This window comes from Kitasatospora sp. NE20-6 (assembly GCF_045862635.1).
On record NZ_BPRL01000007.1, the window covers coordinates 241,922 to 255,713 of the forward strand.

Below are 13,792 nucleotides of genomic sequence, written 5' to 3' on the forward strand. Positions count from 1 at the left end.
CAGTGTGCTGGCTGATGTTCAGTGGCACAGAGTGACGAAAGTGGTCGAACAGCTTCTGGCAAGGCTTGCGACCTGCGATCACTCCAACGAGTGAGGTACTGAGCACCCATAGTCCGATCGGGCCATTCGAGATTGGGCCCGAAGGGGCTGTTGCTCGCTGCCGTTCTTCCGTAACGTCCTCAACTGGCAGCGGTGAATATGCCGTTGCCGCCGTGGGGGAGCCCCGATTCGGGAGAGGACGGCGCCGAGATGGGCTGGGTGGACGACTGGAGTGCGCAGGCGGCCTGTCGCACGAGTGACCCGGACGAGCTCTTCGTCCAGGGAGCGGCGCAGAATCGCGCCAAGGCCGTGTGCAGCGGGTGTCCTGTGCGTACGGAGTGTCTCGCGGACGCTCTGGACAACCGGGTGGAGTTCGGGGTCTGGGGCGGCATGACCGAGCGCGAACGCAGGGCGCTGCTGCGCCGCAGGCCGACCGTGATCTCGTGGCGCCGGCTGCTGGAGACCGCCCGCACCGAGTACGAGACCTCGCTGGCCACCGGTGTGGTGCTGACGGACTACGCACAGGCGGGATGACGAAGCGGCGGGCAGGGGGCCCGCCGCCGACTCCCCGTCCTGCCTGCCGTACGAGTCTCCCCGCAGCCGTCGGGCCGTCAGTCCGTGCCGTCTGCGGGGCCGGTGACTCCCAGCTGCTCGCCGATGGCCCGCAGCCCGTCGAGGTCGTGCACGTCGCCGGCGAGGGCGGCCACCTCGACGATGGGCACGTCCGGGTAGACCGAGGCGAACCTGTCCCGGGTACGCCGCTCGCGCCCCATCACCTGCATCCGTTCGGCATGCAGCCGCAGCAGACCCGCCGCCAGCATCTCGGCGGCCACCGACGAGGTCTGCGACCCGTTCTCCTCCAGCGCCTCGGCCGCGGCCAGGGCGCGCTCGGCGGTGAGCTGCGGGGCCCCCGTCGAGTGCACCCGGTTGAGGACCAGGCCAGCCAGCGGCATCTCGTCCGCGGCCAGCCGGTCCACGAAGTACGCGGCCTCGCGCAGCGCGTCCCGCTCCGGTGCGGCCACCACGAGGAACGCGGTGCCCGGCGCCTTGAGCAGCTGGTAGGTGCGGTCGGCCCGCTCGCGGAAACCGCCGAACATCGAGTCCGTCGCGGAGATGAACGTCTGGATGTCGGTCAGCAGCTGCGCGCCGAAGATCTTGCCGAGGGTGCCGGTGATCAGCCCCATGCCGACGTTCAGGAACTTCATCGCGCTACGGCCGCCGACCTTCGCCGGCGCGGTCAGCAGCCGGATCACCTTGCCGTCGAGGAACGACCCGAGCCGGCTCGGCGCGTCCAGGAAGTCCAGCGCCGACCGGGACGGCGGGGTGTCCACCACGATGAGGTCCCAGCGGTCCTCGGCCCGCAGCTGGCCGAGCTTCTCCATCGCCATGTACTCCTGCGTCCCCGCGAAGCCCGCCGACAGCGACTGGTAGAACGGGTTCGCCAGGATCGCCTTCGCCCGCTCGGGTTCGGCGTGGGCCAGCACGACCTCGTCGAAGGTCCGCTTCATGTCGAGCATCATGGCCTGCAGCTCGCCCGGGCCGTCAGCGCCCTTCACCACCCGCGGGGTGTTGTCCAGCTCCGTCAGGCCCATCGACTGCGCCAGCCGGCGGGCCGGGTCGATCGTCAGCACGACGACCTTCCGCCCCCGCTCCGCCGCCCGCAGGCCGATCGCCGCCGCCGTGGTGGTCTTGCCGACCCCGCCGGAACCGCAGCACACGACGATCCGGGTGCCCGGGTCGTCGATCAGCGCGTCCACGTCCAGCGCCGAGGCCGACCGGGCCTTCCGGGGCTGTGCCCCCCGCGCGCCCGCCGCCGTCATGCCGCCCCCTGCCGCTTCAGCTCGCCGGCGAGCCGGTACAGCCCGCCGAGGTCGACGCCCTCGCCCAGCAGCGGCAGCTCGTACATGGGCCGCTCCACCTGCCGCAGGTCCAGGCGCTGCTCGCGCTCCAGCTCGACCCGCTCCGCGTGCTCCCGGGCCTGTGCCAGCAGCGGACCGAGCAGCGGCTCCACGGCGGCCCGCACGGTCTCCGGCTTGCGCGAACGCCCGCCCAGCCCGGCCTCGCCGAGGGCCACGGCGACCTCCTCCCGGTGATCGCCGTCGACGGCGTCCAGCGCCGCCGCGTCCAGCACCGGCGGACGCACCATGTTGACCATCACCCCGCCCACCGGCAGCTGGGCGGCCCGCAGGTCCGCGATGCCGTCCACGGTCTCCTGCACCGGCATCTCCTCCAGCAGCGTGACGAAGTGCACCGCCGTCTCGGGCGACTTCAGCACCCGCATGACCGCCTGCGCCTGACCGTGGATCGGCCCGAACCGGGCCAGCCCGGCGACCTCCTCGTTGACGTTCAGGAAGCGCGTCAGGCGGCCGGTCGGCGGGGCGTCCATCACGATCGCGTCGTACGCGCGCCGGCCGTTCGGACCCTTGCGGCGGGCCGCCTCGCAGGCCTTGCCCGTCAGCAGCACGTCGCGCACGCCGGGGGCGATGGTGGTGGCGAAGTCCACGAAGCCGACCTTCTGCAGCGCCTTGCCGGCCCGGCCCAGCTTGTAGAACATCTCCAGGTACTCCAGCAGCGCCAGCTCGGTGTCGATCGCCAGCGCGTACACCTCGCCCTGCCCGGTGCCCGGGAGCCCCAGCCGCGCGGGGGAGACCGTGGCGACCTTGCGTTCCTCGTACGGCAGCGCGGCCATGCCGAACAGCTCGGCGATGCCCTGCCGGCCCTCCACCTCGATCAGCAGCGTCCGTCCGCCGTCGGCCGCCAGCGCCAGCGCCAGCGCCGCCGCCACGGTGGTCTTCCCGGTGCCGCCCTTGCCGCTGACGACGTGCAGCCGGACGCCTTCCCAGTCGGGCTCGGCCTGCGCCGGTGGGCCGGGAGTGCTCGCCACGCTCCGTCTCCGTCCTGCGTCGACCCGGCGCCGCACCGGGTGCCCTTCCTGGCGAGGGTAACCAGCGAGCGCCGCCGATGGCGGGACCATCGGGTCGCCCGAGGGGAATCATGCCCTCTTTGTGTCCCACCTCACACCGGCGCGGTTGGCTAGAGTCAGCCCCATGACCAAGTGGGAATACGTCACCGTGCCGCTCCTCGTCCACGCCACCAAGCAGATCCTGGACACCTGGGGCGAGGACGGCTGGGAGCTCGTCCAGGTGGTGCCCGGGCCGAACAACCCCGAGCAGCTGGTTGCCTACCTCAAGCGGGAGAAGAGCTGATGAGCAAGGTTGAGGAGAGGCTGGCCGCGCTCGGCCTGAGCCTCCCCGACGTGGCGCCGCCGGTCGCCGCCTACGTGCCCGCGGTGCGGACCGGGCACCACGTGCTGACCTCGGGCCAGCTCCCGATGGTCGCCGGCAAGCTGCAGCACACCGGCAAGGTCGGGGCCGAGGTCACCCCGGAGCAGGCCAAGGACCTCGCCCGGATCTGCGCGCTCAACGCGCTCGCCGCCGTGAAGTCCCTGGTCGGCGACCTCGACCGGGTCGCCCAGGTCGTCAAGGTCGTCGGCTTCGTCGCCTCCGCGTCCGACTTCACCGGCCAGCCCGCCGTGCTCAACGGCGCCAGCGAGCTGTTCGGCGAGGTGTTCGGCGAGGCCGGCGTGCACGCCCGCAGCGCCGTCGGCGTCGCGGTCCTGCCGCTGGACGCCCCGGTGGAGGTCGAGATCATGGTCCGGGTCACCGACCCGTCCTGACCCGCCGTACGCGCGGGGGTGCGGCAGGCCCTGTCCAAGCCCGCCCCCGCGCGTCTAGCATCCGGGCATGAACGATCGCGCACCGTCGGCACCGATGCCGCCCGGCTGGCCCGCCCGCATCCGGGCGGTCGCCGCGGGCGAGCTGACCCCGGCCGCACCGAAGCCCTCCGCGACGGTCGTCCTGCTCCGCGACACCCACGACGGCCCCGAGGCCTACCTGCTGCGCCGCCGCAGCTCGATGGCGTTCGCCGCCGGCATGTACGCCTACCCGGGGGGCGGCGTCGACCCGCGCGACGCCGACGCCGAGCTCGGCTGGGCCGGCCCCACCCCCGCGGAGTGGGCCGCCCGCCTCGGCGTCGACGCGCCCACCGCCCAGGCCGTCGTCTGCGCCGCCGTCCGGGAGACCTTCGAGGAGGCCGGCATCCTGCTGGCCGGCCCGGACGCGCACTCCACCGCCGAGCCCCGCGACTGGGCCCCCGAACGGGCCGCGCTGGAGGCCCACGAGCTCTCCTTCGCCGCGTTCCTCCGCTCGCACGGCCTCGTGCTGCGCAGCGACCTGCTCGGCGGCTGGGCCCGCTGGGTGACGCCCGAGTTCGAGGAGCGCCGCTACGACACGTGGTTCTTCGTCGCCGCGCTGCCGGCCGGACAGTCCGCCGCGCTGGAGGTCGGCGAGGCCGACCGCGTCGCCTGGCTCACCCCGGCCGACGCCGTCGCCGGCCACGACGCCGGCCGCTACGGCATGCTGCCGCCGACCGTCACCGTGCTGCGCGAGCTGCTGCCCGTGCGCTCCGCCGCCGAGGCGCTCGCCGCGGCCGGTCACCGCACGGTCGAGCCCGTGCTGGGCCGGGCCGAGACGGCGGGCGACCGAATGACCGTCCGCTGGGACGGGTATGACGAGCTGACCATCCACGGAGAATTCCCGGCGTGATCCGCACGCCGCGGTGCACCAGGAGAACACGGAAGGACACCCTGCCGATGACCCACAACGACGTGGCTCGCCGGACGGCGCACACCCTGCCCGCCCGCAGCCTCACCCCGCGCACCGTCGCCTGCGACGGCGAGTGCCCGGACCGCCGGGCCCCGCGAGCCCTGCACCGGCCGCTCCCGGCCCGCGGACCCCTGCACGGCGAGAGCGGCCGGTGAGCGGTCTCCTCCCGGGCGACCCCGCCGCCACGGTCGGCGGCGGGGCCACCCCGCGGGCGCTCTGCGTGCTGGCGCCCAACCCGTCCCCGATGACGCTGGACGGCACCAACACCTGGCTGCTGTCCGAACCGGGCTCGGACCTCGCCGTGGTCGTCGACCCGGGCCCCCTCGACGAGGGCCACCTGCAGCGCGTCGTCGACACCGCCGCGCAGCAGGGCAAGCGGATCGCGCTGACCCTGCTCACCCACGGCCACCACGACCACGCCGAGGGCGCCGCCCGCTTCGCCGAGCTCACCGGCACCCACGTGCGCGCCCTCGACCCGGCGATGCGCCTCGGCGACGAGGGCCTGCAGCACGGCCAGGGGCTGGACGTCGGCGGCCTGGAGATCAGGGTCGTCGGCACGCCCGGGCACACCGCGGACTCGCTCACCTTCCACCTGCCGGCCGACGGCGCGATCCTCACCGGCGACACCGTGCTCGGCCGCGGCACCACGATGGTCGCCCACCCCGACGGCCGCCTCGGCGACTACCTCGACTCGCTGCGCCACCTGCACACGATGGCCGCCGAGCACGGCGTACGGACGGTGCTGCCCGGCCACGGGCCGGTGCTGGCGGACGCCCTCGGGGCGGTCGACTACTACCTCGCGCACCGCGCGGCCCGCCTCGCGCAGGTGGAGACCGCGGTGGAGTCCGGCTGCCGCTCCGCCGCCGACGTCGTGGCGCGGGTGTACGCGGACGTCGACAAGGCGCTCTGGCCGGCCGCGGAGCTGTCCGTACGGGCCCAGATCAGCTATCTGGAGGAGCACGGCCTCATCTAGGCCGCTAGGCCGTCCGGGCGGCCGCGGTGCGGTTCTCCCCGGCTCCGGGCGGCCGTGGCGCCCCTCCTCGCCCGGTGGCCCGGGTACGCCGAAGGGGGCGCGGGGAGGTCCCCACGCCCCCTCCGGGGGCCGGTCTCAGCGCGAGCGGCGCGAGAGGCGCTCGACGTCCAGCAGGACGACCGCGCGGGCCTCCAGCTTCAGCCAGCCGCGGCCGGCGAAGTCGGCCAGGGCCTTGTTGACCGTCTCGCGGGAGGCGCCGACCAGCTGGGCCAGTTCCTCCTGGGTGAGGTCGTGGGAGACGTGGATGCCCTCCTCCGACTGCACGCCGAAGCGGCGGGAGAGGTCGAGCAGCGCCTTGGCGACGCGGCCGGGGACGTCCGAGAAGACCAGGTCGGACATGACGTCGTTGGTGCGGCGCAGCCGGCGGGCGATGGCGCGCAGCAGCGCGATCGACACCTCGGGGCGGGCGTGCAGCAGCGGCAGCAGGTCGCCGTGGCCGAGGCCGAGGAGCTTGACCTCGGTCAGTGCGGTGGCGGTGGCGGTGCGCGGGCCCGGGTCGAAGAGCGAGAGTTCGCCGATCATCTCGCTGGGGCCGAGTACGGCGAGCATGTTCTCCCTGCCGTCCGGCGAGGCCCGGTGCAGCTTGACCTTGCCTTCGACGACCACGTACAGCCGGTCACCCGGGTCGCCCTCGTGGAACAGCGATTCGCTGCGGGCGAGGGTCACCTCGGTCATGGAAGCGCGCAGCTCGGCAGCCTGGTCGTCGTCGAGGGCCGCGAACAGCGCGGCGCGGCGAAGAACGTCGTCCACGTGCTTCCTCCTGCATCGTCCGGTGGTGTTTCTCACCACCAAGGATGGCGCATGTCGCTCCGATCATATGAGGAGGGGTCGGTCACCGAGTGTGCTACGCCGCCATTCGTACCCGTCCGTGGTACTCGGGGCGTGTTCGGGAGGCGGTCGGAACCCGCAGGTGGGGGCGGTGTGCGGGGTCAGTGGTGGAGCACCGCGCTGGCGTGGTGGGGGTGGATCCGGGCGTCCCTGCGGCGGAGTCGTGCGCTGTCGGCACAGGCCCGCCGTTCGGCGGCGGTCACCGCGTCCTGCAGGGTGGTGCCGCGGACGACGAAGCTCTGGGTGCCGTGGCGGCCGTCGCGGGTGGTGGTGGGCATGGTGACCAGCCACAGGGGCCGGTCGTAGGGGCTGTGGTCGGGGGAGAGCGGGGCCCGGTGGGTGGTGCCGGGGCGGTGGCCGATGATCATGGGGCGTCCTCCTGGACGGCGCGGGGCGGTCGCGTGGGGGAGCGACGGCCGCGGGTGGGGCGGCGTGCCTGGGCGGGATGGCGCAGGAGGCGGGACCGCACGGGGTGGGGGCGGCGTGCTCCGACGATGCTCCGGGGCTGTGGAGGGTGTCAAGGTTACCCGCGAGTATGAATGTAACTTTCTGCAAGTTCTTGCCGTTCTGAGCGGCCAAGACCTCGAACGGGCGCGCACCGGCCGGAAATCGGGGCGCTCACGGTCTCTTTACGCGCCTGTCACGGCCGAGTAGCCTCCCTGGAAGCCTTGCAGAAACTTTCATAGGCAGGCGGCCGGCCCGGCCGCAGTCGAGCCCGATCGCCGCACCCTGGGGACCCCGGTACTACCCCTGCCGGGAGGGTGACGAGGGGCCACGGCACCCACCGGGACCTCCGTCACCCCCACCCGTCACGAGCCGACCGGGCAGCGCTGCTCCCGCCGTCCCCGCACAGCCGACCACGCTCCCCGGTCCCGGCCCCCACACGCCCGGACCGGCGGCGCATGGCCGGTCGCACCCGTGCCCGGCGGCTCGCCGTCCAAGGAGCCCTCCTTGAACACGCGTCCACGATCGCGAACCCGCTCGCCGCTGAGGCGGCGGCCCGCCGCTCTCGTCCTCGCCACCGTGACCGGCCTGGTCACGACCCTGCTCTCGACCACCTCGCTGGGCGGGGCGGCAAGCGCCGCCGAGACCGCCACCACCAGCAACACGGCGACGGTCTTCTACTACACCAAGACCCGCAACTGGACGGCCTACAACCTCCACTGGGCACCGGACGGCGGCAGCTGGACCACCGTGCCGGGCACCGCCATGCAGCCGGCGTGCACCGACTGGGTGAAGAAGACGGTCGACCTCGGCACCGCCACCGGTCTGCAGGCCACCTTCAACAACGGCTCCGGCACCTGGGACAACAACGGCGGCAGCAACTACGCCCTGGGCACCGGCACGGTCGTCGTCAAGGACGGCGTGGTCGCGCACAGCGACCCGTGCGGCACCACCGGCACCACCGCCTCGCCGTCGGCGAGCGCCGCCACGAGCACCACGCCCGCCGCCACCGGCACCTCGGCCACGGTGTACTACTACACGAAGACCCGTAACTGGTCGGCGTACAAGCTGCACTGGGCGCCGAACGGCGGCACCTGGACCACCGCGCCCGGCGTCGCGATGGACACGGCGTGCACCGACTGGGTGAAGAAGACGGTCGACCTCGGCACCGCCACCGGTCTGAAGGCCACCTTCAACAACGGCTCCGGCACCTGGGACAACAACAACGGCGCCAACTACGCCCTGGGCACCGGCACCGTGACGGTCAAGGACGGCGTGATCGGCAGCGCCGACCCGTGCGCCACCGCGAGCCCGTCCGCGAGCCCGTCGGCGAGTGCCTCGGCCTCGGCGAGCGCCTCCCCGACCGCGTCGGCCAGCGCCTCCGCCTCGGCGAGCCCCAGCAGTTCGCCCACCGGCTCGGGCAACAGCGCGACGGTCTACTACTCGACGGCCGTCGTCGGGTGGACCATCGTCAACCTGCACTACGCGCCCGCCGGAGCCGCCTGGACGGCCGTACCGGGCGTCGGCATGGAACTCGCCTGCACCGGCTGGTTCAAGAAGACCGTGTCGCTCGGCACCGCGTCGAGCATGGCCGCGACCTTCAACAACGGCAACGGCACCTGGGACAACAACAACGGCGCCAACTACGTGGTGCCGTCGGGCATCAGCACCGTCAAGGCCGGTGCGGTGACCGCCAACGCGGCCGACCCGTGCGCGGCCGTGGTGCCCGACACCACCGCGCCCACCGTGCCGTCGAACGTCGCCGCCTCGGCGACCAACACCTCGATCGTGCTCACCTGGAACCCGTCCAGCGACTTCACCGGCGTGACGAGCTACCAGGTCAACCGCACCGGCGGCACCAAGGGCGCGATGGTCGTCAACGTCGGCTCCACCGTGTACTCCGACGCCAACCTGGAGGAGAACACGGTCTACACCTACACGGTGAAGGCCCAGGACGCGGCCGGCAACGTCTCCGCGGCCTCCGCCGCGGCCGTCGCCACCACGACCACCGCCCCGCCGGTGGCGACCTCCGGCGAGATGATCGGCACCGACCCGCGCAAGGACCCGATCTACTTCGTCCTCACCGCGCGCTTCTACGACGGTGACAGCACCAACAACCGCGGCGGCAGCCAGGACGTGAAGTCCGGCAACGCGGCGAACAACGACCCGATGTTCCGCGGCGACTTCAAGGGCCTCGTCCAGAAGCTCGACTACGTCAAGGGCCTCGGCTTCTCGGCGATCTGGATCACCCCGGTCGTGCTCAACCGCTCCGACTACGACTACCACGGCTACCACGGCTACGACTTCTACAAGGTCGACCCGCGGCTGGAGTCCGCCGGCGCCTCGTACCAGGACCTGATCAACGCCGCGCACGCCAAGGGCATCAAGATCTACCAGGACGTCGTCTACAACCACAGCTCCCGCTGGGGCGCGAAGGGCCTGTACGTGCCGACCGTCTACGGCGTCCGGGACTCCCAGTGGTCCTGGTACTACGACGAGAAGCAGGCCGGCTTCGAGTACGACGGCCTGACCGTCGACACCAAGAGCGGCAAGTCGTACTACAACGGCGACCTCTGGTCGACGACCCAGCCCGCCGACTCCACCTGTGTCGGCTGGGGCACGCCCACCGGCTTCAAGAGCGCCGAGGGCTACACCGTCTACAACTGCCAGTGGCCGTCACCGACGTCGAAGATGTTCCCGTCGAAGTACTACCACCAGTGCTGGATCGGCAACTGGGAGGGCGAGGACTCGCGCTCCTGCTGGCTGCACGAGGACCTGGCGGACTTCAACACCGAGAACGCCGAGGTGCAGAACTACCTGATCGGCGCCTACAACAAGTACATCGACATGGGCGTCGACGGCTTCCGGGTCGACACCGCCGTGCACGTGCCCCGCGTGACGTGGAACCGCCGCTTCCTCCCGGCGATCCAGCAGCGCGTCACCCAGGACTGGGGTGCCGCCAAGGCGCAGAACTTCTTCGTGTTCGGCGAGGTCGGCGCGTTCGTCAACGACAAGTGGAACCGCGGATCGGTCAACCACTCGGCGCAGTTCTTCACGTGGAAGGAGCGCCGCGAGTACGTCGCGGACGACGTGCAGGCCGCCCTGGACCAGTTCAACTACGAGAACACCATGGGCACCGGCAACCAGCCGACGTCGACCAACGCCTTCCTGAGCGGGAACGCGTACCACACGCCCGACCACTCGCAGTTCTCCGGCATGAACATCATCGACATGCGCATGCACATGAACTTCGGTGACGCGCACAACGCGTTCTCCAACGGCAAGGACTCGGACGACTCGACGAACGACGCCACGTACAACGTGGTCTACGTCGACAGCCACGACTTCGGGCCGAACAAGTCGTCCACCCGGTACTCGGGCGGCACGGACGCGTGGGCCGAGAACATGGCCCTGATGTGGACCTTCCGCGGCATCCCGACGCTGTACTACGGCTCGGAGATCGAGTTCCAGGCCGGCAAGCAGATCGACTGCGGCCCGACCTGCCCGCTCGCCACCACCGGCCGCGCCTACTACGGCGCCGCCGTCGAGGGCAGCGTCACCGCGTCGGACTTCGGCACGGTCAGCTCCGCGAGCGGAGCGGTCGCCACCACCCTGCAGCAGCCCCTGGTCAAGCAGCTCCAGCGCCTCAACCAGATCCGCCGGGCCGTCCCGGCGCTGCAGATGGGCCAGTACTCGACCGACGGCGTGAGCGGCGGCATGTCGTTCAAGCGCCGCTACACGGACGCCGCGAGCGGCGTGGACAGCTTCGCCCTGGTCACCGTGACCGACGCGGCCACGTTCACCGGCATCCCGAACGGCACCTACAAGGACGCCGTCACCGGTGACGTGAAGACCGTCACCAACGGCACGCTCGCGATCTCCGCGCCCGGCAAGGGCAACCTGCGGGTCTACGTCCTCGACCTCGGCGGCAAGAACGCGGCCCCGGGCAAGATCGGCACGGACGGTCCGTACCTGAAGTAGCAGGTCCTCGCACCGTCAGCGGTCCGGCGGCGGCGGCCCTCCCACGGGAGGCCGCCGCCGTCGGCGTCACCCCGGCGGCCGGGGCAGCGGCGGTCGCAGGGCGTCCGAAAGTTGTCGAAAACATTCCGAAGTATGCACCGATCATTTTCGGTGACGCAAGACCCGCGTGCCGGACGCCTGCCGGGCCTGCCGGTGCGGCCCCCGCCGGGCGGGCCCGTGCGGACGCCGGCCGAGCCCGGGTCGGGGCAGGTCGGGGCAGGTCGGGGCAGGTCGAAGGCCGGATGCGGCCGGGCGCGGACGCGGGGCCGCCGGCCGACCGGCCGGGTGCTCCGTCAGGCGCTCTTCGGGGGCCCCGTGCTCGCCCGGACCACCAGGCTGGTGGAGAGCTCCAGCCGGGTCGCCGTCGCCTCCTCGGCCCGCAGCCGCAGCAGCATCTGCGCCGCCTCCTCGGCCATCTGCCGGAGCGGCTGGTGCACGGTGGTCAGCGCCGGGCTGGCCCACCGGGCGATGGCGACGTCGTCGTAGCCGACCACCGAGAGGTCGTCCGGCACCTTGAGCCCGTGCACCCGGGCCGCCTCCAGCACGCCGAGGGCCTGCAGGTCGCTGCCGGCGAAGATCGCGGTGGGGCGGTCGGGCCGGCCGAGCAGCTCCATCGCCTTGAGCCGGCCGCCCTCGACGTGGAAGTCGCCGAAGGTGACGAGCGAGGGGTCGACCGGGAGGCCGGCCATGCCCATCGCGGAGCGGAAGCCGTCGAGCCTGGCCAGCGAGCAGAGCATGTCCTCGGGCCCGGTGATGATGGCGATCCGCCGGTGCCCGCACTCGATGAGGTGGCGGGTCGCGGCGAGGCCGCCGGACCAGTTGGCGGAGCCGACCGAGGGGACGTCCGGCTCGGGGTCGCCGGCCGGGTCGATGATCACGAACGGGATGGCCCGCGAGCGGAGCTGCTGCTTGAACTCGGGCGGCAGGCTGGAGAACACGAGCACCACGCCGAGCGGTCGCCGGCGCAGCACGCCCTCGATCCAGCCGGGGTCGGGGGAGTGCCGGGTGCCGCTCTCGGTCAGCACCACGCTGGCGTCGTGCTCCTTCGCGACGTTCTCGATGCCGCGGATCAGCTCCATCGCCCAGATGCTGTCGAGCTCGTGGAAGACGATCTCGATGAGGGGCGCCTCCCAGGCCGATTTGGGCGTGCGCTGGTAGCCGTGGAGCTCCAGCAGACGCTCTACCTTGACCCGGGTCGGGCGGGACACGTCCTGCCGGCCGTTGAGAACTTTCGAAACCGTCGAGACGGAGACGCCTGCCTCTTCGGCCACCTGGGCCAGGGTGACGCGCCCGGCCTCCTCCTCTTCGCGCATGCCGTGCAGCATAGGGCACCGGTCGAGGTCACGTTCGGGTAACTGTCCTACCGGGGGTTGACCCCTCCCGGCGGGGGGTCTTAGCGTCGCAGCGCGCCACAGATTTCGGTAATGATGCCGAAAGATTTCGAAAGGCAACTGCGATGAGAAGAAACGCCTGGCTCCCCCGCACCCTGGCCGGCAGCGCCGCCATCGCCCTGAGTCTCACGCTCACGGCCTGCGGCTCCGGCTCCGGATCCTCCGCCGACAGCGGCTCCGGCGAGATCCACGTGCTGGTCTACGGCGACGCCACGAACAAGGTCGAGAAGCAGCTCGTCGAGACCTTCAACAAGACCTCCAAGGTGAAGGCCGTCCTGGACACCATCCCGGGCGCCGACTACCAGCAGAAGCTCCAGACGATCATCAACACCAAGCAGGCGCCCGACGTCTTCTTCAACTGGGGCGGCGGCAGCATCAAGCCCTTCGTCGACGCCGGCCTGCTCCAGCCGCTCGACGACATGATCGCCAAGGACCCCGGCCTCAAGGCCAACTTCCTCCCGTCGGTCTTCAACACCGCGGTCATCGACGGCAAGTCGTACGGCGTCCCGATGCGCGGCACCCAGCCCGTCCTGATGTTCAGCAACAAGAAGGTGCTCGCCGACGCCGGCGTCACCGCCCCGAAGACCTTCGACGAGCTGCTCGCCGCCGTGCAGACCCTCAAGGGCAAGGGCATCACCCCCATCGCCCTCGGCGGCGGCGACCAGTGGCCCACCCTGATGTGGTTCGAGTACCTCTACGACCGCGTCGCCGGCCCCGGCCTGTTCGAGAAGGCGCTCGGCGGCGACAAGGCCGCCTGGGCGAGCGACGACAGCAAGAAGGCCCTCGGCCTGCTCAAGCAGCTCGTCGACGCCGGTGCGTTCGGCACCAACTTCGACTCGGTGAAGTTCACCGACGGCGGCTCCCCGGCGCTCCTCGCCCGCGGCAAGGCCGCCTTCGAGCTCATGGGCTCGTGGGAGTACTCCACCCAGCAGGACGCCAACCCGGACTTCACCAAGACCGACCTCGGCTACGGCTCCTTCCCGACCGTCGCCGGCGGCAAGGGCGACCCGACGAACGTCGTCGGCAACACCAACAACTTCTACTCCGTGCTGAAGAAGACCAAGCACCCCGAGGCCGTCGCGGAGTTCCTCAAGCTCCAGTACTCCGACGAGTTCGTGCAGGCCCAGCTGGCGATCGGCAACCTGCCGACCACCACCACCACGGAGAAGTTCCTCAACACCGCCGCCAACCCGGCGTACTCCACCTACCAGTTCGACCTGGTCAAGGCCGCGCCGTCGTTCCAGCTCTCCTGGGACCAGGCCTACCCGCCGGCGGCGATCACCCCCATCCACCAGGCCGTCCAGCAGTTCCTCAACGGCCAGATCGACGAGGGCGGCTTCATCAAGGCCATGCAGGCCCTGCCGACCTCCTGA

13 protein-coding genes are annotated in these 13,792 nt (G+C 71.7%); 8 read left to right on the top strand and 5 right to left on the bottom strand.

The window, feature by feature from the left end; translation table 11 throughout:
* Positions 1-249 precede the first annotated feature (249 nt).
* Positions 250-573 (top strand): WhiB family transcriptional regulator, encoded by a 324-nt coding sequence (locus SNE206_RS09495; RefSeq protein WP_405015463.1) that lies wholly within the window; start codon positions 250-252, stop codon positions 571-573.
* A 77-nt stretch (positions 574-650) separates the two neighbouring features.
* Here the strand turns inward: SNE206_RS09495 and SNE206_RS09500 are convergent, their stop codons facing one another.
* Positions 651-1,859, bottom strand: a complete 1,209-nt coding sequence (locus SNE206_RS09500) for an ArsA family ATPase (protein WP_407912927.1) — start codon at positions 1,857-1,859, stop codon at positions 651-653.
* On the bottom strand, positions 1,856-2,923 hold the full coding sequence (locus SNE206_RS09505) for an ArsA-related P-loop ATPase (RefSeq protein ID WP_407912928.1): 1,068 nt from the start codon (positions 2,921-2,923) through the stop codon (positions 1,856-1,858). Before SNE206_RS09505 ends, SNE206_RS09500 begins: the two co-directional genes overlap by 4 nt.
* A 163-nt stretch (positions 2,924-3,086) precedes the next feature.
* Here SNE206_RS09505 and SNE206_RS09510 point away from each other — a divergent pair, with 163 nt between their 5' ends.
* The 5 genes from SNE206_RS09510 (at position 3,087) to SNE206_RS09530 (ending at position 5,676) form a co-directional block, all read left to right on the top strand.
* Positions 3,087-3,245, top strand: a complete 159-nt coding sequence (locus SNE206_RS09510; protein WP_095874066.1) for a DUF4177 domain-containing protein — start codon at positions 3,087-3,089, stop codon at positions 3,243-3,245.
* On the top strand, positions 3,245-3,715 hold the full coding sequence (locus SNE206_RS09515; protein WP_407912929.1) for a RidA family protein: 471 nt from the start codon (positions 3,245-3,247) through the stop codon (positions 3,713-3,715). Before SNE206_RS09510 ends, SNE206_RS09515 begins: the two co-directional genes overlap by 1 nt.
* A gap of 67 nt (positions 3,716-3,782) precedes the next feature.
* Positions 3,783-4,643 (top strand): NUDIX hydrolase, encoded by an 861-nt coding sequence (locus tag SNE206_RS09520; RefSeq protein WP_407912930.1) that lies wholly within the window; start codon positions 3,783-3,785, stop codon positions 4,641-4,643.
* 47 nt (positions 4,644-4,690) lie between these two features.
* Positions 4,691-4,858, top strand: coding sequence for a hypothetical protein (locus SNE206_RS09525; RefSeq protein WP_407912931.1), 168 nt, complete (start codon positions 4,691-4,693; stop codon positions 4,856-4,858).
* Positions 4,855-5,676 carry an MBL fold metallo-hydrolase gene (locus SNE206_RS09530; protein ID WP_407912932.1) on the top strand — a complete coding sequence of 274 codons (822 nt, stop codon included), beginning with the start codon at positions 4,855-4,857 and terminating at the stop codon, positions 5,674-5,676. Before SNE206_RS09525 ends, SNE206_RS09530 begins: the two co-directional genes overlap by 4 nt.
* Positions 5,677-5,811: 135 nt before the next feature.
* Here SNE206_RS09530 and SNE206_RS09535 read toward each other — a convergent pair whose 3' ends face one another.
* Both SNE206_RS09535 and SNE206_RS09540 read right to left on the bottom strand, forming a co-directional pair.
* On the bottom strand, positions 5,812-6,486 hold the full coding sequence (locus SNE206_RS09535; protein WP_405012570.1) for a Crp/Fnr family transcriptional regulator: 675 nt from the start codon (positions 6,484-6,486) through the stop codon (positions 5,812-5,814).
* A gap of 179 nt (positions 6,487-6,665) precedes the next feature.
* Entirely contained in the window at positions 6,666-6,932 is a 267-nt protein-coding gene (locus tag SNE206_RS09540; RefSeq protein WP_407912933.1) for a hypothetical protein, read from the bottom strand.
* A gap of 583 nt (positions 6,933-7,515) precedes the next feature.
* Here SNE206_RS09540 and SNE206_RS09545 point away from each other — a divergent pair.
* A complete protein-coding gene (locus SNE206_RS09545; protein WP_407912934.1) occupies positions 7,516-10,989 on the top strand; it encodes a carbohydrate binding domain-containing protein in 3,474 nt (1,157 codons plus the stop codon).
* Between the two features lie 332 nt (positions 10,990-11,321).
* Here SNE206_RS09545 and SNE206_RS09550 read toward each other — a convergent pair whose 3' ends face one another.
* A complete protein-coding gene (locus SNE206_RS09550) occupies positions 11,322-12,353 on the bottom strand; it encodes a LacI family DNA-binding transcriptional regulator (RefSeq protein ID WP_407912935.1) in 1,032 nt (343 codons plus the stop codon).
* A gap of 131 nt (positions 12,354-12,484) precedes the next feature.
* On the opposite strand from SNE206_RS09550, the gene SNE206_RS09555 reads away from it, so the two are divergent.
* Positions 12,485-13,792 (top strand): ABC transporter substrate-binding protein, encoded by a 1,308-nt coding sequence (locus SNE206_RS09555; protein ID WP_407912936.1) that lies wholly within the window; start codon positions 12,485-12,487, stop codon positions 13,790-13,792.